Here is an 18,309-nt window from a genome sequence, read left to right as displayed (position 1 = left end):
GGGAAACCGGTTTGATGGTTCATCGCAACGGCGAGGCACGGCGAGGATCGATGACACAGGAGCGAGACGGTTCCGCCCCCGGCGAGGAGGAGTCCCCCGGGCGCGGTTCCGGGGCATCGCCCGACTCGCCGGAGGGGTTCGGGATCAATGGCCGCGTGGGGGAGGGCCGTTACCGGCTGACCCACCGGCTGGGACGCGGCGGCATGGCCGAGGTGTTCGGCGCCGAGGACGTCCGGCTGGGCCGTCAGGTGGCGGTCAAGCTGCTGCGCCCCGATCTGGCCGAGGACGCCGTCGCCAAGGCGCGCTTCACCCGCGAGGCACAGTCCGTGGCCGGGCTGAACCACCACGCGGTGGTGGCGGTCTACGACTCCGGCGAGGAGCTGGACGCCGGCGGCAACGCGGTTCCCTACATCGTGATGGAGCTGATCAGCGGGCGCACCGTGCGGGAGGTGCTGCACTCCGGCGATCCGGCCGACTCCGCCACCCCCGAGCGGGCGCTGGCCATCGTCTCGGGGGTGCTGGAGGCGCTGGCCTACAGCCATCAGCACGGCATTGTGCACCGCGACATCAAGCCGGCCAACGTCATCATCACGGACACCGGCAGCATCAAGGTGATGGACTTCGGCATCGCCCGCGCGCTGCACGCCGCCCAGCAGACCATGACCCAGACCGGCATGGTGATGGGCACCCCGCAGTACCTTTCGCCGGAGCAGGCCCTGGGCAAGGCGGTGGACACCCGCTCCGATCTGTACGCGGTGGGCTGTCTGCTGTACGAACTGCTCACCGGGCGGCCCCCGTTCGTCGGGGAGACCCCGCTGGCGGTGGTGTACCAGCATGTCCAGGACACCCCGCGGGTGCCCTCGGAGACGGCCCCGTCCGCGCCGCCGGAGCTGGACGGCCTGGTGATGCGGTCGCTGGCCAAGGACCCGGACGACCGTTTCCAGTCAGCCGAGGAGATGCGGGCGCTGGTGCAGTACGCGCTGCGCATGCTGGAGCAGCACGGCGGGCACACCGGCGGGCTGTGGAACACCGGCTCGGTGAACGCCGACACCCCCGCGATGGGCACCCCGGGGGTCCCGGCCACCGCCGCCACGACGGTGCTGGGTGCCACGGGCCGGATGCCGCACGGACCGGTGGTGTCCGGACCGGTCGGCCTGGGCATGGCGCCGGGCGCGCCGGACGGCACCGGGGGCGGCGACCGGGGACGGGGATCGCGGCGGGGCGTGGTGCTGCTGGCGGCGCTGGCCGTGATCGCGGTGCTGGCCGGTGTGCTGGTGGTGCTGTCGCCGGGCGGCGGCGACGGCGGCGCGACCCGGCGGGAGCCGGACAACACCACGCCCCCGCCCACCGCCGAGGAGACCTCCGGCGCGGAGGAGGACGAGGTCGCCGAGACCGAGGAGCCACCGGACGAGGACGGGCCGTTCGGCCCCTCCACCCCGGAATGGACGGAACCGGCCCCGGAGCAGGAGACCACCGCGCCGGAGGAGACCACCGGCTCCACCGAGCCCGGTGAGACCGAGGGCGCCGACGGGGAGACCACCGACGGCTCCGCCACCACCGAGGGCGAAACCGGCGACACCACGGACGGCGCCACCACCGGCGACACCGGCGGCGCCGACGGGGAGACCACCGACGGTTCCGCCACCGAGGGCGAAACCGGCGACACCACGGACGGCGCCACCGCCGGTGACACCGGCGGGGAAACGACGGAGGGCGCCGGCGGCGGCGATACCGAAGGCGGCGGTTCCACCACCGCCGGCAGCACCACCGACGGCTCCACGACCACCGGCGAAGGCAGCGGCGGCACCACCGACGGCGTCGGCTGATCCCGGCGCTATGCGCCGGTGTAGTCGTGGCAGACGGCGGCGAAGCGGGGGGTCAGACGCAGATGGAGCACCTGCTCCGGTGCGGCCGGCGCACCGGCCGCCAGCGCGTCGCGTTCGGCCCGGGAGGGCTCGGTCACCTCGGCGGTGCCGATGAGCTGCACCATCAACCCGGCACCGGCGTGCCCGACCCGGTCCGAGGCATAGGCCAGCACCGTGCCGTCGAGCCGGCGGGCCTCGGGCCGGCCGGTGGGGATGCGCAGCAGCACCTGGCCGTTCTCGGCGACCAGGTGCCGCGCGGGCACGATGTACGGCAGCGCGCGCCGGGTCACCGCCGCCCGGCCGGGCGGCATCCCCGGCAGCAGCCGGAGCGCCTCGGCAAGCAGCAGGTCAGGGGCGTCGGGTCGGGGCGCGGCGAGCATGCGTCCCAGGGTGCCCGGGCGGGCCCGCGGGGCCGAGCGGGGAAAGTCCCCGATCCACGGCCCGTTGGTCCCGGCCTGCCCCGTCCCCAAGTCCGGAAACGGGCCATTCACCGCCAACCAGCCGAACCGGCGCGAGAGGGCCCGTGCGGCTAGCGCTGCTCCTTCTCCGCCTGCAGCCGGGCCACATACGCGGCGGCCTGCGAGCGGCGCTCCATGCCCAGCTTGGCCAGCAGGCTGGAGACATAGTTCTTGATCGTCTTCTCCGCCAGATGCAGCCGCTCGCCGATGGCCCGGTTGGTCAGCCCCTCGCCGATCAGGTCCAGGATGCGGCGTTCCTGCTCGGTGAGCTGCGCCAGCCGGTCGTCGCGGCGGTCCGCGCCGTCCCGCAGCCGTTCCAGCACCCGCTGGGTGGCCACCGGGTCCAGCAGGGACTTGCCCGCGGCCACGTCGCGCACCGCGGACAGCAGCTCCGAGCTGCGGATGGCCTTGAGCACATAGCCGGAGGCCCCGGCCATGATCGCGTCGAACAGCGCCTCGTCGTCGGCGAAGGAGGTGAGCATCAGGCATTTGATGGACTCGTCCCGGGCCCGGATGTCGCGGCAGACCTCCACACCGCTGCCGTCCGGCAGCCGCACGTCCAGCACGGCGACGTCGGGCCGGGCGGCGGGAATCCGGTTCACCGCGTCTCCCGCGGTGCCGGCCTCGCCGACCACCTCGATATCGGACTCCAGCGACAGCATCTCGTACACCCCGCGCCGCACGACCTCATGATCATCGACGAGGAATACGGTAATTTTTCCGTCTTTGTGCACGTCCCCAGTCTCACACAACCGGGCCGCCCCCGCCCGCCGTCCACTACTCGCCGGTAACCGCAGCCGCGAGGCGCGGGCCCGGGCGCACCCGTCCCCGCCCAAGGCTTCCCTAAGCCAGTCGGCTCAGCTACGGTGCGCATGTCCCCGCCCGGCTTGCGAAGCTGTGACCAGTGCCGATCCCGGCTTGCCCGCGATTTACTTGGATATCCAGGTAAATCCGCAGGTCAGCGGCGTTTCACGGGAACGTGAGTTCCTGGGTACGGTGCTTGTTGCGGCGCCCGTCACGGGCCGGCGAACGGGACACTTACACCGACATTACACCGACATATTGGACATACTAAAGACATCCGATATGCCGGAACATGCCTGTCCCGCTCGGCTCCGACCGCGCCGCACCCACCCCGTGCGCCGCACGGCACCGGGCGAGCCGCACTGGCGCCCGGAAACCCCGGGGGCCGGACCGACGGAGGAGCACAGTGACCGTGGACAGCACTGCCGCGCGCGGCAAACCTCGCCGCAGCAGCGCCAAGCGCGCCGCAAAGAAGACCCAGCCGGGCAAACCCCCCGCCCCCGGTACCCCCCGCGCCCCCGAGATGGTGCAGCTTCTCACCCCGGAGGGTGAGCGCGTCGAGCACCCGGACTACGCGGTCGATCCCACCCCCGAGGAGCTGCGCGGCCTGTACCGCGACATGGTCCTCACCCGCCGCTTCGACGCCGAGGCCACCGCCCTGCAACGCCAGGGCGAGCTGGGCCTGTGGCCGTCGCTGCTGGGCCAGGAGGCCGCCCAGATCGGCTCCGGCCGCGCCCTGCACGACGACGACTACGTCTTCCCCACCTACCGCGAGCACGGCGTGGCCTGGTGCCGCGGCGTGGACCCGACCAAGCTGCTGGGCATGTTCCGCGGCGTCAACCACGGCGGCTGGGATCCGGGCAGCAACAACTTCCACCTCTACACCATCGTCATCGGCTCCCAGGTCCTGCACGCCACCGGCTACGCCATGGGCGTGGCCAAGGACGGCGGCGGCCAGGCGGTGATCGCCTACTTCGGCGACGGCGCCTCCAGCCAGGGCGATGTCAGCGAGGCGTTCACCTTCGCCGCCGTATACCAGTCGCCGGTGGTGTTCTTCTGCCAGAACAACCAGTGGGCCATCTCCGAGCCCACCGAGCGGCAGACCAGGGTCCCGCTCTACCAGCGCGCGGCCGGCTTCGGCTTCCCCGGCGTCCGGGTGGACGGCAACGACGTGCTGGCGGTGCTGGCGGTCACCAGGGCGGCCGTGGAGCGGGCCCGGGCCGGCGAGGGCCCGATGCTCATCGAGGCGTTCACCTACCGGATGGGCGCGCACACCACCTCCGACGACCCCACCCGCTACCGCCCCTCCGACGAGCTGGAGGAATGGCAGGGCAAGGACCCGCTGCTGCGGCTGGGCCGCCTCCTGGAGCGCGAGAAGCTGGCCGACGCGGACTTCTTCGCCGCCCTGGACGAGGAGAGCGACCGGCTGGCCAGGAAGGTACGGGAGGCCATCCGCACCATGCCCGACCCGGAGCACATGGCGATGTTCGAGCACGTCTACGCCGACGGCCACGCCCTGGTCGACGAGGAGCGCGCCGGGTACGCCGCGTACCTGGACTCCTTCGCCGACACCGAGACCGGAACCGGGACCAAGAACGAGGGGGTCCGCTGAGATGGCGGCGAACGCAGGCGGCGGGCCGGCGGGCCCGGCGAAGATGGCCTTCTCCAAGGCGCTCAACACCTCGCTGCGCACCGCGCTGGAGAACGACCCCAAGGTCCTGGTCATGGGCGAGGACGTGGGCAAGCTCGGCGGCGTCTTCCGGATCACCGACGGTCTCCAGAAGGACTTCGGCGAGGAGCGGGTGATCGACACCCCGCTCGCCGAGTCCGGCATCATCGGCACCGCCATCGGCCTGGCACTGCGCGGCTACCGCCCGGTGACCGAGATCCAGTTCGACGGCTTCGTCTTCCCTGCCTACGACCAGATCGTCACCCAGCTCGCCAAGATGCATGCCCGGGCCCTGGGCACGGTCAAGCTGCCGGTGGTCATCCGCATCCCGTACGGCGGCGGCATCGGCGCGGTGGAGCACCACAGCGAATCCCCCGAGGCGCTGTTCGCCCATGTGGCGGGCCTGAAGATCGTCTCGCCCGCCAATCCCTCGGACGCCTACTGGATGCTCCAGCAGGCCATCGAGTGCGACGACCCGGTGATCTTCCTGGAGCCCAAGGCCCGCTACTGGGACAAGGGCGAGGTGGACACCACCGCCATCCCGGGCCCGCTGCACCGGGCCCGGGTGATCCGTCCGGGCACCGACCTGACCCTCGCCGCCTACGGCCCCACGGTGAAGACCGCCCTGGCCGCCGCCCAGGCCGCCGAGGAGGAGGGCCGCTCGCTGGAGGTGGTGGATCTGCGGTCCATCTCCCCGGTGGACTTCGACACCCTCCAGGGTTCGGTGGAGAAGACCGGGCGGCTGGTGATCGTGCACGAGGCCCCGGTCTTCTTCGGCGCCGGCGCCGAGGTGGCCGCGCGGATCACGGAACGGTGCTTCTACCATCTGGAGGCACCGGTGCTGCGGGTCGGCGGCTTCCACGCCCCGTACCCGCCGGCCCGGCTGGAGGAGGAGTATCTCCCCGGCCTCGACCGCGTGCTGGACAGCGTCGACCGCGCGCTGGCGTACTGATCAAGGCGGAGGAGAGTCGCACCGATGACCACAGCTTCACCACAGCGCTTCCGCGAGTTCAAGATGCCCGACGTGGGCGAGGGTCTCACCGAGGCCGAGATCCTCACCTGGCACGTCCAGCCCGGTGACGAGGTGCACGACGGTCAGATGGTGGTCGAGGTGGAGACCGCCAAGGCCGCGGTCGAACTGCCGATCCCCTATGACGGCACCGTGCACGAGCTGCTGTTCGAGGAGGGTGCCACGGTCGATGTGGGCACCCCCATCATCACCATCGACACCGCCCCCGGCGCCCCGGCCGAGGCCGCCGGACCCAGCGAGGCCGCCGAATCGAGCGAGCCCGCAGGGGCCGCTGAGGCGCAGGCGGGCGGCCGGGAACCGGTCCTGGTCGGCTACGGCGTCACGGCCGCCGCCACCCGGCGCCGCCCCCGCAAGACCCCGCCGGGCGCCCCCGCGGCGCCCGCCGCGCCCGCCGGAGCGGCGACCCCGGCGACCCCGGCGACCCCGGCGGCAGCGGCGGTGCAGCGGGAGATGAACGGCGCCCCGCCGCCGCCCGAGACCGCCCCCGGCACCACCGCCGCCCCCCGCCCGCTGGCCAAGCCGCCGGTCCGCAAGCTGGCCAAGGACCTGGGCGTGGACCTCGGCACGGTGATCCCCAGCGGCCCGGACGGCGTCATCACCCGCGACGACGTCTACGCCGTGCACGAGGCGCACACCGCCGGGGCCCGGCCGGCCCCGGAAGGCGCAGCCGCACCGGCCGCCGAGGAGCAGCCGGTCGGCGTGGAGCCGCAGAGCCTGGCCGCCATCCGGGAGCGCCGGGTGCCCGTCAAGGGGGTCCGCAAGGTCACCGCGCACGCCATGGTGACCAGCGCCTTCACCGCGCCGCATGTCACCGAGTTCATCACCGTGGACGTCACCCGCACCATGAAGCTGGTGGAGGAGCTGCGCCAGGACCCGGCCATGGCCGGCCTGCGGGTCAATCCCATGCTGCTGGTGGCCAAGGCGCTGCTGGTGGCCATCCGCCGCAACCCCGAGATCAACGCCTCCTGGGACGAGGAGAACCAGGAGATCGTCTACAAGGACTACGTCAATCTCGGCATCGCGGCGGCCACCCCGCGCGGACTGATCGTGCCCAACATCAAGGACGCCGACGCCATGACCCTGCCCGAGCTGTCCCGGGCCCTGGGCGAACTGGTGGCCACCGCCAAGGAGGGCCGGACCCCGCCCGCCGCCATGCAGGGCGGCACGGTGACCATCTCCAACGTCGGGGTCTTCGGGGTGGACTCCGGCACCCCGATCCTCAATCCGGGCGAGTCCGCGATCCTGGCCTTCGGCGCCGTCCGGCTCCAGCCCTGGGTGCACAAGGGCAAGGTCAAGCCGCGCCATGTCACCACCCTGGCGCTCTCCTTCGACCACCGGCTGGTCGACGGCGAGCTCGGCTCCAAGGTGCTGGCCGACACCGCGGCCGTGCTGGAACACCCCAGGCAGCGCCTGATCACCTGGGCCTGATCAGCTGCCCTGACCGGCCGGCACTGACCGGCCGGCCCGAAGGAACGGGGCCCGGCGCCGTCCGGCGCCGGGCCCCGTCATCCGCCCCCGCTCCCCGCTGACTTCCGCTCACAGATACGGGCCGCCGGCGCGGTGCTCCCGCCCCCCGGGGCCCTCCTCGCCGGCGCCCGCGGGCAGCGCCCGCCGCATCTGCTCAAGCTGCGCCCGCGCCGCCATCTGCTGCGCGAACAGCGCCGTCTGGATGCCGTGGAAAAGACCCTCCAGCCAGCCCACGAGCTGTGCCTGGGCGATCCGCAGCTCCGAGTCGGTGGGCACCGAGTCGTCCGTGAACGGCAGCGAGAGCCGCTCCAGCTCCTCCACCAGCTCCGGGGCCAGCCCTTCCTCCAGTTCCTCGACCGACTTGGAGTGGATCATCTTCAGCCGGGCCCGGCTGGCCTCGTCCAGCGGTGCGGCCTTCACCTCCTCCAGCAACTGCTTGATCATGCTGCCGATGCGCATGACCTTCGCCGGCTGCTCGACCATCTCGGTCACCGGGGTCTCGGCCGGCTCGTCATCGCCCCGCCCGGCCGCCGGGCCGCTGCGGGCCATGCCGTCCGGTCCGACCACCAGCACATGCTGCGGCTTGTCCTGCGTCGGTTCGTTCCTCGGCTGCGTCATAACCCCATCATGCCTCCCCCCTCAGCCCGCACGGCGGGTGAGGCCGACACGCGACCGGGTCAGCAGCGCCGCCAGCACCCCGGCCACCAGCGGCACCACGATCAGCAACTGCCCGATCGTCCCCCAGGGCACGGCCACGAAGAGCTGCGGCGCGTCGGTGCCGAACGGGTCATAGAGCGGCTCGTACCACTCCTGGTGCTGCCGGTAGACCGCCATGCGCAGACCGATGCCCGGCACGATGCCGGACAGCGTGCCCAGCACCACACCCATCGCCGCGATCACCGCGCACTGCAGGCCGGACAGGGTGCGCCGCACCCGCGGCGGGGCGCCCACCGCGGCCAGGGTGGCCAGATCGGCCTCCGAGTCGGCCTGTGCCAGCCCGGTGGCGATACCGGCCGCGCCGATCGTGATGGCCCCGGCCACCAGCGTCAGCACCAGCAGCACCAGCCCCTGGTCACCCGTGTAGCCGCGTTCGATGTACACCCACGCGCCGCCGTCGGCCTCCTTCAGGGCCGCGTTGAACTGCTGCTGCTCGGCGGAGTCGGGCAGGTGCGTGGTGGTGTAGAGACTGGCGTAGTCCACCAGCCGGAGATCCTCGGCCTCGGCGGCCGAGGCCGGGATGACCGCGTCCAGCCCGATGCTCATCGGAACACCGTCGTCATCGGTGAGCCCCTGGGCGACCTGGGCCGGGAAGGCCACCTGCCGGTCCGGCTCGGGCAGGGTGTCCTCGTCGGGCCACTGATCCGACTCCAGATACGGATCCTCGTCGTACAGGCCCAGCCGGAACCGCCCGTCGCCGTCCACCAGCGCACGCCGGAACACCACCGCCCGGCCGGCCTCCAGCGCCGACACCGCCCGCTGGTCCGTCACCCCCAGCAGCTCCAGCAGATCGGGACCGGCGACGACGACGGACGCCTCCAGCGCAGACATGTGGGAGCCGCTGGCGTCCGCGCAGCGCCAGTCGAGTTCCTCGGGCAGTTCGCCCGCCGCCCGGGCCGCGGCGAGGTCGGCCTCGAACTTCTCGTAGTCGCACTCGTTCTCCGGCGGCGTGAGGACCTCCAGGTACCCGCAGCCCGGGCCGGAGCCGGACCAGAGCCCGCAGTTCTCCGGGCCGGGCTGGATGCGGCGGACATCCACCCGGCGGTCCACCGGCAGGGTGTCCTCGGCCGCCGCCCGGGTGCCGTCGAGCAGATCCGCGTGGTACGCCTCCACCGCCTCCACGGCCACCACGCCGTGCGGCAGCCGCGCACTGTAGTCGGCCCGGTTCTGCTCCTCGTCACCGGCCACGCTGGTCGCCACCGCCACCGAACCGGCCACCGCCGCCAGCACCGCGGCCACCGCGGGCGCCGTCCGGGAACGGTTGCGCACCGCGTCCCGCAGCGCCAGCCGGCCGGAGAGCGGCAGCCGGCGGCTGACCCGCCCGAACAGCCCCACCAGCACCGGGGTCATGGCGACCAGCCCGAGTTCGGCGACCACCGCGCCGCCGCCGACCACCGACGTGCTGTCGAACTGCAGCCCGCCGACCACGGCCACCCCGCTGCCCAGCAGGAACGCCGCACCGCCGGCCACCGGCAGCACCCGCCCGGCCCGGCGCACCCCGCGCCGCCCGGTGAGCGACTCCAGCACGGGGGTACGGGCCGCGGTGACCGCCGGGATCAGCGCCGCGATCACACCGGTCATGACCGCCAGGCCGGCGATCGCCAGCATTTCCAGCGGCCGGAAGTCGAAGGAGCCGAACCGTGCGCCGGTCTGCTCCTCCAGCCAGGGCCGCAGCAGCAGCGTGCCCACGGTGGCGATCGCGATCCCGGCCACCGCCGCCACCAGGCCCAGCACCACCCCGCTGGCCAGCATGATCGCCCGAATCTGGCCGCGGTCGCCGCCGTTCGCGCCGACCAGGCCGAGCATCCGGCGGGAGCTGCGGGCGCCGACCGCGAAGGCCGGCCCGGCCAGCAGGCAGATCTCGGTGATCACCAGGGCCACCACGGTGACCAGCACCGCGGCGACCTCGCCGTCGACACCGCCGTCGCGGTAGTCCAGTTGCTGCGCGTACAGCGGCACCTCGGCCCGGGGCGGCGGATCGGTCACCACCTGCCGGGAGACCACCACCCAGCCGCTGTCGTTGGCGGCCATCACCTCGTCCCAGCTCACCCCGCCGGGGCGGGAGACCAGATACCGGGTCCCGTGGTCCCAGCCGAGGTACTGCGTGCCGGGCCCCAGCAGTCCGGCGTCCGGAACGGTCAGCAGCTCGGAGTCGCCCAGCGCGCCGGGAATCTCGTAGGCACCGGTGACGACCAGGGTGACATCCAGGTCCGGCAGGGTGAGCTCGGAGCCGATCCGGTAACCGCTCTCGGCCAGAAACGCCTCGGTGGCCGCCACCTCGCCCTCGGCATCGGGCCAGGAGCCGCCGCGCAGTGTCAGCAGGCCCTCGGCGAGCGGGTCGCTCACCGCCAGCTCCCGCAGGGCGGTGAAGCCGATTCCGGCCTCGGTCTGCACGTCCAGCCCCCACACGGTGCGCTCGGTGATCGCCCGCGCGCCGTCCGGCAGCACCTCCTCCAGGGGCACCGGCTCGCCATCGGCCGGTCCGGCCCCCGCGGATGTCGCGTCGTCCCCCTCCCGCCAGTACACCTGATCGGCCTCGGGGCTCTGGTACAGCGGCCTTCCCTCGGCCTCGTCCCGGTACGCGGCGTCGGCCGCGCCGATCAGCCGGGTGAGCCGTTCCCCGGTGTCGAGCTGGCCGCTGCGCACCATCAGATCCGCACCGCTGACGCCGATGATGGGCAGCGCGAGCATGGCGACGACCAGCGCGCTGCGGCCCTTGGCGCGCAGTGCGTCGCGGCGCGCGATGCGCAGTGCGGCCCGCCAGGTGTGCCAGCCTCTCACCGCGCGCCCTCGCCGGTGAGCAGGGATTCGGCGCGCGGCGAGACGGATTCGTCGATCACCGAGCCGTCCTTGAGGAAGACCACCCGGTCCGCCCAGGCGGCGAACCGCGGCTCATGGGTGACCATCACCCCGGCCGCGCCCTCGTCGCAGCGGCGGCGCAGCAGGGCGAGCACGGCCTCGCCGGTCTCGGAGTCCAGCGCGCCGGTCGGCTCGTCGGCCAGCACCAGACGGCGGTCGCCGATCATGGCCCGGGCGATGGCCACCCGCTGCTGCTGGCCGCCGGACATCTCGTCCGGGAACCGGTCGGCGACCTCCGTCAGGCCGATCTCCTCCAGCGCGGCCAGCGCCTCGCGCCGGGCCTGCCGGGCGGATATGCCGTCCAGTTCCCGGGGGAGCGAGATGTTCTCGGCGGCGGTCAGCGCCGGGATGAGGTTGTAGTCCTGGAAGACGTACCCCACGCTGGCGCGGCGCACCTTGGCCAGCCCGGCGCGGCTGAGCGCGGCCAGGTCCCGGCCCTCGACCAGCACCTGGCCGCCGCTGGCGGTGTCCAGCCCGCCGGCCAGGGTGAGCAGGGTGGACTTGCCGGAGCCGGACGGTCCCATGACGGCGACCAGCTCCCCGGCCCAGACGGAGAGATTGACCCCGCGCAGCGCGTGCACGGCGGCGATGCCGCTGCCGTGCACCCGGGAGAGGTCCTTGAGCTGGAGGACGGGGACGTTCCCCGGTCCGCCGCCGGTGGGCTCCGGGCCCGGCCGCGGCTCCGGCCCCGGCTCCGGCTCCTGCTCCCTGCGGGTCCTCGGGTTGTCGTCGGTCATCGGTTCCTCCCCCCTCGGGCCGGTCCGGGAGCGACGGCCGCCCGGCCCTCGTCCTTTGTCTCCGGCTGCGGCCGCGGTCCTTGTTCCGGGCGCCGGCCGGCCGCCAGCCTGACCAGCCGGGCCTCGCAGTGGTCCAGCCAGCGCGCCTCGGCCTCCGCCTGGAAGATGAGCTGTTCCAGCACCAGCAGCCACGCGATCTCGTCCTGGGTCTCGGTGCCGGAGGCCAGCGCCCGGGCCTTGAGCCGGGTGTAGTCCTGCATCGCCTTCAGGGTGTGGCGGCGCTGCTGCTGGATGATCCCCTCGATGTCGACGCCATGGGCGCCGACCGCCATGGCCAGCTTGATGGACAGCTCGTCCCGGGACGGCTGGGTGCGGTCCACCGGCCGCCGGTACCAGTCCCGCAGCTCCTCCCGGCCGGTGTCCGTGATGGCGTAGAGCTGCTGCTTGGCGTCCCGGTCCCCGTCGGGCACGATCAGGCCGTCGCGTTCCAGCCGCCCGAGCGTGGTGTACACCTGACCGATGTTGAGCGGCCAGGTCGCCCCGGTGCGCGACTCGAACTCGGCCCGCAGTTGTGAGCCGTACCGGGGACCGCTTTCCAGCAGCGCCAGCAGGCCGTAGCGAATTGACATACCGAGTATGTATACCGAGTATGCCGGTGGGCGCAAGTCGCCCCGGGGCCGGGCTCCGTCTGACACATCCCTCCCCCGGACGTCGTCCGGGAGGCCCCCGGGCCCGCGACGCCCGGCACCGCATCCCGCCGCGATGCCGGCCCTCCGCCGTGCAGGGGACACCTCCCGAGCCCGCACGCAGGGCCTGGGGGCGCACCGGACGCCGCGGGCTGCCGCTGACGAGCGGGCCTAGTGACCGCGCCGGAGCTGGTAGGCGAGCATGCCCAGCCCCAGGCCCAGACAGGCCAGCCCGGCGCCGAAGGGCAGCACCGGCAGCAGCGGCCCGCCGGTACCCGGCGCGGCCGTCACCCCCGCCGTCCGGCCCGGCTCGTCCGCGACCCGGCCGTCCGGAAGCCCCCCGGTGGGACCGGCCGTGCCGCTCCCGGCGGACGGCTGCCCGCCCGCGCCCCGCTCCCCGCCCGGGTCCGTCCACCGGCCGTCCCGCCCGGCCGGGCTGCCGCTCCACGTCTCCCCGGCCGACGGCCCGTCACCGGGGCCGCCTCGGTCCACGCCCAGCTGGGGCAGCGGGCCCTGCGGTCCGCGCTGCCGCCCGTGCGCCGCCGAAGGCGCCCAGGACGGCGCCGCACCGCTCGCGCCCTTGGGCCGCCAGTCGTCGCCCGGCACCTCCCGGTCGCCGGTGCCCTCGCCCTGCGCATCGCCCCCGGCCGGCCCGCCCGAGCCGCCGGGGCCGTCCTCCCCGTCCCCCCGCGGGCCCCCAGGAACCGCTCCCGTCCCGCCGTCGGCGCCGTCCGCGGTGTGTCCGCCCGTGGTGTCCCCGTCTTCTGCGTCTTCTGCGTCTTCCGCGCCGTCTGCGTTGTCTGCGCCGTCCGCATCTCCCGTGCCGCCTCCGGGCTCCCCGGTGCCGGATGTGCCGTCCCCGCCCTCCGAGGACCCCGCGGACGCCCCCGGCTCACCCGTTCCGCCGGGCTCCTCCGTCGAGCCCGGAGCGGCCACCGTCACCTGTCCCGCAAGAAGCGGCGCGGGCGACACCGCGCCCGCCGCCGAAGGCGCCACCAGCAGCACGGCCATCGCCGACAACGACGTCGCGACGCCCGCCCATGCGCTCACCAAAGCCTCCGCACGCCGTCCGTACGTCTTTCCACAACCCCGCCCCCGGCAGTGCCACCAGCGTCACACAAGCCACTCACAACGGCATCTCCGGCCGGTGAGCAGCACATGCCCACCCGGTGACTCCCGCCCGAACGGCAACCCGCGGCCCGGCGCGGTCAGCCCACAGTCAACACGATCTTGCCGACATGCACACCCGACTCCATGATCCGGTGCGCCTCCGCCGCCCTGGCCATCGGCACCCGCCGGTCGATCACCGGCCGCACCCGGCCGTCCGCCAGCAGCGGCCACACATGTTCCCGCACCGCCGCCACGATCGCCCCCTTCTCCGCCACCGGCCGGGCCCGCAGCGAGGTCGCCGCCACCGTCCCCCGCCGGGCCAGCAGCGCCCCCAGATCCAGCTCCGCACGCACCCCGCCCTGCAAGCCGATCACCACGATCCGGCCGTTCGGGGCCAGCACCTCCACATTCCGCGCCAGATACTTCGCACCGATGATGTCCAGCACCACATCCGCGCCGCGGCCGTCCGTCGCCGCCCGCACCTCCGCCACGAAGTCCTGCTCGCGGTAGTTGATCAGCACATCCGCGCCCAGCTCCGCACAGCGCGCCAGCTTCTCCGCACTGCCCGCGGTCACCGCCACCCGGGCCCCGGCCACCTTGGCGAGCTGCACCGCCATGGTGCCGATGCCGCTCGCCCCGCCGTGCACCAGCAGCGTCTCGCCCGGCCGCAGCCCCGCCGTCCGGAACACGTTCGACCACACCGTGCAGGTCACCTCCGGCAGCGCCGCCGCCGTCGGCAGATCCAGCCCGTCCGGCACCGGCAGCACCTGCGCCGCGGGCACCGCCACCCGCTCGGCATACCCGCCGCCCGCCAGCAGCGCGCACACCCGGTCGCCGGGCCGCAGGCCCACCACGCCCTCGCCGACGGCCGCCACCGTCCCGGCGCACTCCAGCCCCGGATAGGGCGAGACACCCGGCGGCGGATCGTAGAAGCCGCGGCGCTGCAGCACATCCGCCCGGTTGACCGCGGACGCGGCCACCTCCACCAGCACCTCGCCCGGCCCCGCCACCGGCTCCGGCACCTCCGTCCACACCAGGACCTCGGGGCCGCCCGGTTCCGCAATGGTGATCGCATGCATCGCCATGGCCGGAAGGCTAGCGCCCCCCGCTCAGCGCCGCGGAATCCGCCACGAGCCCGGGCCGCGCTCCGGCTCCGGCGGCTTCTTCCGCCCCTCCGCCCGGCGGATCACCACCACCCGGTCCTGGAGCTCCAGGGTGGCCACCTCAGGATCGTCGAAGCTCAGCAGCCGGTGCCCCCGTATCACCGCCACCACCAGATCCTCGGCCTCCCGGGGCGACCGCCCGGCCTCGGACCGCACCACCGGGCGCTCCTTGATGGCCAGCCCGCTGCCCTGCTGGATCAGATCCTCCATCACCGCGCCCGAGCTGGGGCTGACCATGGACAGGCCCAGCAGCCGGCCCACCGCGGAGGCGCTGGTGATCACGGAGTCCGCGCCGGACTGCTTCAGCAGCGGCACATTCTCCTCCTCCCGCACCGAGGCCACGATCCGCACCCGGCGGCTGAGCTGCCGGGCGGTCAGCGTCACCAGCACGGCCGTGTCGTCCCGCTGGGTGGCGACCACCACCTGCGCCGCCCGGTCCACCCGGGCCCGCAGCAGCACCGAGCTGCGGGTCGCGTCCCCCACCACCCCGGCATAGCCGTCGGCGTTCGCCTGCTCCACCACCAGGGGATCCGGGTCCACCACCACGATCTGGTCCTGGGCCAGGCCCGTGCCCATCAGCGTCTCCGCCGCCGAACGGCCCTTGGTGCCGAAGCCGACGATCACCGTGTGGTCGCGCATGGTTCTCCTCCAGCGGCCGATCCGCCACTGTTCCCGGGTCCGCTCGGTCAGCACCTCCAGTGTGGTGCCGACCAGAATGATCAGGAACAGCACCCGCAGCGGGGTGATCACCAGCGTGGTCAGCAGCCGCGCCTGGTCCGTGCGCGGCACGACGTCCCCGTATCCGGTGGTGGACAGCGACACCGTCACGTAGTACACCGCGTCCAGTCCGCTGACCTCGCCGTCCACGTTGTCCGCGTAATCATGCCGGTCCAGGTAGACGATCAGCCAGGCCGCCAGCAGCACCAGCAGCGCCATGCCCAGCCGCCTGCCGACCTGGAGCAGCGGGCCGTGCAGCGCCCGCGGCAGATGCACACCGTGCGACTGTTCGTCCGTCGCCCAACGGTCCTGGGAAGCGGGGGGAAGCCTCATGGCCGCGGCAGTTCCAGCAGCCGCACCACCCCGCCGGCCCGCGCCCCGCCGGGCGGTACCACGGCCAGCGCGGACGCCGCGGCGATGCCCCGCAGCATGGCCGGACCGGAGTAGTGCAGCGGACGCACCCGGCCCGGCTCGGCGAAGTCCACCGGCACCAGCCGGGTGTCACGCGGATGCCCGGTGATGTCCTCCAGCAGCCCGGCCGTGCCGTCCAGCCCCGGGCCGCGGCCGGCCAGCCCGGCCAGCAGCGGGGCCGCCAGGGTCAGCAGGCCCGAGACGGCCGCCAGCGGATTGCCCGGCAGCCCCACCAGCGGGGTCCCGGACGGCAGCTCGGCCAGCAGCATCGGATGCCCGGGCCGCACCGCCACCCCGTCCACCACCAGGCGCGCGGCCACCCGGGTCAGCACCGGATGCACATGGTCGACGGGCCCGGCCGCCGTGCCGCCCGTGGTCACGATCAGATCCGCCCGGCTGGAGGTCACCGCCTCGTACAGCGCCCCGGCATCGTCCCCCAGACACCGGGTCACCAGCACGTCCGCGCCCAGGGCGGTCAGCCACGGCCCGGCCATCGGCCCGATCGCGTCCCGGATCCGCCCGCCGGACGGCAGGCCCTTGTGCAGCAGTTCGTCGCCCAGCACCAGCACCTCGGCCCGCGGCCGGGGCGCCACCGGCAGTTCGTCATAACCGGCCGCCGCCGCCAGCCCCAGCACGGCCGGCGTCACCGGAGTCCCGGGCAGCAGCAGCTCGGCGCCCGAGCGGCACTCCTGGCCGCGCGGCCGGATGTCCGCCCCGGGCGCGGGGTTGGCGCCGCGGAGCTGCCCGGCGGCCACCGTGCCCCGCTCCGACCGCAGCACCGCGGTGGTGCCCGGCGGAATCCTGGCCCCGGTGGCGATCGGCACGGCCAGCCCGTCCGACAGCGGCGCCGGATCGTCCCGGCCGGCCAGCACCCCGGGGTCGGCGGTCAGATGCCACGGGCCCGGTCCGGCCACCGCCCAGCCGTCCATGGCCGAGGTGTCGAAGGCCGGGAGATCGGTCAGCGCGGTCAGCGGTCCGGCCAGGGTGTGGCCGAGCGCCCGGTCCAGCGGCTGCTGCACCACGGGCAGCGGGCGCGCCGTCCGGTGAGCCGCCCGGCGGGCCGCCTCCCAGCTGACGGACTCGTCGTCCGGGTGATGCGCCGCCGGGCGGCTCACCGGACGGCGCGCCTCACGGGCCGCGGCCCAGGGCGGCGCCGAACGCCGGCCGTCCCGTACCGGGCGGTGGCCGTGCGCGCCGCCGCCGGGCGCCGGGCCCCGCTGCTCCGAGACCCCGGCGGCCGGGTCGGCCCCGGCGGGGTCGGGATCTGCGGCGGCCGCGCCCCGGCCATTCGCCAGGGCCAGCGCATCCTCGAACTCATCCGTCACGGCTGATCACTGTTCCTTCGGCTCACCCTGCCGCTCGCGCGCCCAGCGCTCCGCGAGTTCCCCCACCGCACGGGCCGCCTCCGCCTGTCCTCTGCCGTGCCTGGCGACCGCATAGCCGATCAGGAAGGTGGTCAGCGGTGCCGCGGGCCGCGCGACATTGTGCGCCGCGTCCCGGGCGGCATCCAGAAGTGCCTTCACATCGACCTCCGGGTCGATGTCCAGCTCGGCCTTGACGGCGGCGATCCATTCATCCAGCACGTGCTCATGCTCCCTGATCCTGGCTCTGGCGGCGGAGATGTCCGCCCAGGTGTCGCAATCGAGAGTGTTCCCCACGGCGACCCGGCCGAGTGTCAGCGTCCGCGTCACCGCACGCAAGGGTAGGTCCGCCGGCCCGCCCTGGTCAGGGGCCAGCCGGCCCAGAGCGCCGCGCAGCACCTCGGTGCGGTAGCAGGCCGTCAGCGGCTGGTCATAGCCCTCCGGGTCCCTGGCCACCAGCCCGTCCGCGCCCTCGGGCACCCGCCGGAGGGCCGCCAGCAAGTCCGCGGAGAGAAACGGCAGATCCCCCGCGAGCACCACGACCAGCGGCTGACGCACCAGGCGCAGCCCGGCCGCCAGGCCCGCCAGCGGCCCGCCCCCGGGCGGCTCCTCCCGGGTCCATACGACCGCCGTTGCGCGGGTTCTCAACGGCCGGGGCGGCCCCACCACCACCGCCGTCTGCGCGCCCGCGCAGGCCGTGAGCACCCGGTCCAGCAGACTGCGCCCGCCCACCTCCACGGCAGGCTTGTCCACCCCACCCAGCCGGCGCCCCCCACCGCCGGCCAGCACCACGGCATCCCACGGAGTGTCCTGCATCCCCCCAGTATGCAGACCCAGAAGAAACAAAAAGAAAACAAAAAGAAAGAGGTCCTGTCCCGGGATCACCCCAGGACAGGACCTCTCATCAAGAATTGTTCGGCGGCGTCCTACTCTCCCACACGGTCCCCCATGCAGTACCATCGGCGCAGCAAGGCTTAGCTTCCGGGTTCGGAAAGTAACCGGGCGTACCCCTCACGCTATGACCACCGAAACACCAAGGAACACACAACACCGGTTCCGGGTTGCTGTTCCAGAACCGCACAGTGGACGCGTAGCACCTGCGGACAAGCCCTCGGCCTATTAGTACCGGTCGACTCCACCCCTCACAAGGCTTCCATCCCCGGCCTATCAACCCCGTCATCTCCAGGGAGCCTTACCCCATCAACGTGGGCAGGAGTCCTCATCTCAAAGCCGGCTTCCCGCTTAGATGCCTTCA

At 73.7% G+C, this 18,309-nt stretch carries 15 protein-coding genes and 2 rRNA genes; 4 read left to right on the top strand and 13 right to left on the bottom strand.

What is annotated here, in order from left to right:
* Positions 1–50: 50 nt before the first annotated feature.
* A complete protein-coding gene (locus BM242_RS09555) occupies positions 51–1,826 on the top strand; it encodes a protein kinase domain-containing protein (protein ID WP_093838311.1) in 1,776 nt (591 codons plus the stop codon).
* An 8-nt stretch (positions 1,827–1,834) separates the two neighbouring features.
* Here the strand turns inward: BM242_RS09555 and BM242_RS09550 are convergent, their stop codons facing one another.
* Both BM242_RS09550 and BM242_RS09545 read right to left on the bottom strand, forming a co-directional pair.
* Complete coding sequence (locus BM242_RS09550) at positions 1,835–2,245, bottom strand: pyridoxamine 5'-phosphate oxidase family protein (RefSeq protein WP_139238298.1); 411 nt, start codon at positions 2,243–2,245, stop codon at positions 1,835–1,837.
* A gap of 149 nt (positions 2,246–2,394) precedes the next feature.
* A complete protein-coding gene (locus tag BM242_RS09545; protein ID WP_093838309.1) occupies positions 2,395–3,057 on the bottom strand; it encodes a response regulator in 663 nt (220 codons plus the stop codon).
* 476 nt (positions 3,058–3,533) lie between these two features.
* On the opposite strand from BM242_RS09545, the gene pdhA reads away from it, so the two are divergent.
* Genes pdhA through BM242_RS09530 form a run of 3 tightly spaced genes read left to right on the top strand, consistent with a single transcriptional unit; the run spans position 3,534 to position 7,254 of the window.
* A complete protein-coding gene (pdhA, locus tag BM242_RS09540) occupies positions 3,534–4,739 on the top strand; it encodes a pyruvate dehydrogenase (acetyl-transferring) E1 component subunit alpha (protein WP_093838308.1) in 1,206 nt (401 codons plus the stop codon).
* Between the two features lie 43 nt (positions 4,740–4,782).
* Complete coding sequence (locus BM242_RS09535; protein WP_093838569.1) at positions 4,783–5,748, top strand: alpha-ketoacid dehydrogenase subunit beta; 966 nt, start codon at positions 4,783–4,785, stop codon at positions 5,746–5,748.
* 24 nt (positions 5,749–5,772) lie between these two features.
* Positions 5,773–7,254, top strand: a complete 1,482-nt coding sequence (locus tag BM242_RS09530) for a dihydrolipoamide acetyltransferase family protein (protein WP_093838307.1) — start codon at positions 5,773–5,775, stop codon at positions 7,252–7,254.
* 108 nt (positions 7,255–7,362) lie between these two features.
* Here BM242_RS09530 and BM242_RS09525 read toward each other — a convergent pair whose 3' ends face one another.
* From BM242_RS09525 to BM242_RS31140, 11 genes are all read right to left on the bottom strand, one after another.
* The gene (locus tag BM242_RS09525) at positions 7,363–7,911 is read right to left on the bottom strand and encodes a bacterial proteasome activator family protein (RefSeq protein ID WP_093838306.1); all 549 of its coding nucleotides are present in this window, start codon (positions 7,909–7,911) and stop codon (positions 7,363–7,365) included.
* A 21-nt stretch (positions 7,912–7,932) separates the two neighbouring features.
* Complete coding sequence (locus tag BM242_RS09520; protein ID WP_093838305.1) at positions 7,933–10,791, bottom strand: FtsX-like permease family protein; 2,859 nt, start codon at positions 10,789–10,791, stop codon at positions 7,933–7,935.
* A complete protein-coding gene (locus BM242_RS09515; protein WP_093838304.1) occupies positions 10,788–11,606 on the bottom strand; it encodes an ABC transporter ATP-binding protein in 819 nt (272 codons plus the stop codon). Before BM242_RS09515 ends, BM242_RS09520 begins: the two co-directional genes overlap by 4 nt.
* Positions 11,603–12,235, bottom strand: a complete 633-nt coding sequence (locus tag BM242_RS09510; protein WP_093838303.1) for a PadR family transcriptional regulator — start codon at positions 12,233–12,235, stop codon at positions 11,603–11,605. The genes BM242_RS09515 and BM242_RS09510 overlap by 4 nt, the downstream gene beginning before the upstream one ends.
* Positions 12,236–12,463: 228 nt before the next feature.
* The gene (locus tag BM242_RS29845; RefSeq protein ID WP_217652439.1) at positions 12,464–13,342 is read right to left on the bottom strand and encodes a hypothetical protein; all 879 of its coding nucleotides are present in this window, start codon (positions 13,340–13,342) and stop codon (positions 12,464–12,466) included.
* A gap of 158 nt (positions 13,343–13,500) precedes the next feature.
* The gene (locus BM242_RS09500; protein ID WP_093838568.1) at positions 13,501–14,481 is read right to left on the bottom strand and encodes an NAD(P)H-quinone oxidoreductase; all 981 of its coding nucleotides are present in this window, start codon (positions 14,479–14,481) and stop codon (positions 13,501–13,503) included.
* Between the two features lie 30 nt (positions 14,482–14,511).
* Entirely contained in the window at positions 14,512–15,615 is a 1,104-nt protein-coding gene (locus BM242_RS09495) for a potassium channel family protein (RefSeq protein ID WP_093838301.1), read from the bottom strand.
* Positions 15,612–17,018: a molybdopterin molybdotransferase MoeA gene (locus tag BM242_RS09490; RefSeq protein ID WP_093838300.1), complete on the bottom strand. Its 1,407-nt coding sequence runs from the start codon at positions 17,016–17,018 to the stop codon at positions 15,612–15,614. The genes BM242_RS09495 and BM242_RS09490 overlap by 4 nt, the downstream gene beginning before the upstream one ends.
* A 6-nt stretch (positions 17,019–17,024) precedes the next feature.
* On the bottom strand, positions 17,025–17,870 hold the full coding sequence (locus BM242_RS09485) for an NTP transferase domain-containing protein (RefSeq protein WP_093838299.1): 846 nt from the start codon (positions 17,868–17,870) through the stop codon (positions 17,025–17,027).
* 97 nt (positions 17,871–17,967) lie between these two features.
* Positions 17,968–18,084, bottom strand: a 5S ribosomal RNA gene (gene rrf, locus BM242_RS09480).
* Positions 18,085–18,153: 69 nt separating this feature from the next.
* A 23S ribosomal RNA gene (locus BM242_RS31140) occupies positions 18,154–18,309 on the bottom strand; the annotation flags it as partial.

The organism is Streptomyces aidingensis, assembly GCF_900112355.1.
Classification (GTDB): Bacteria; Actinomycetota; Actinomycetes; order Streptomycetales; family Streptomycetaceae; genus Streptomyces; species Streptomyces aidingensis.
This window is presented reverse-complemented; position numbering and strand designations above follow the sequence as displayed.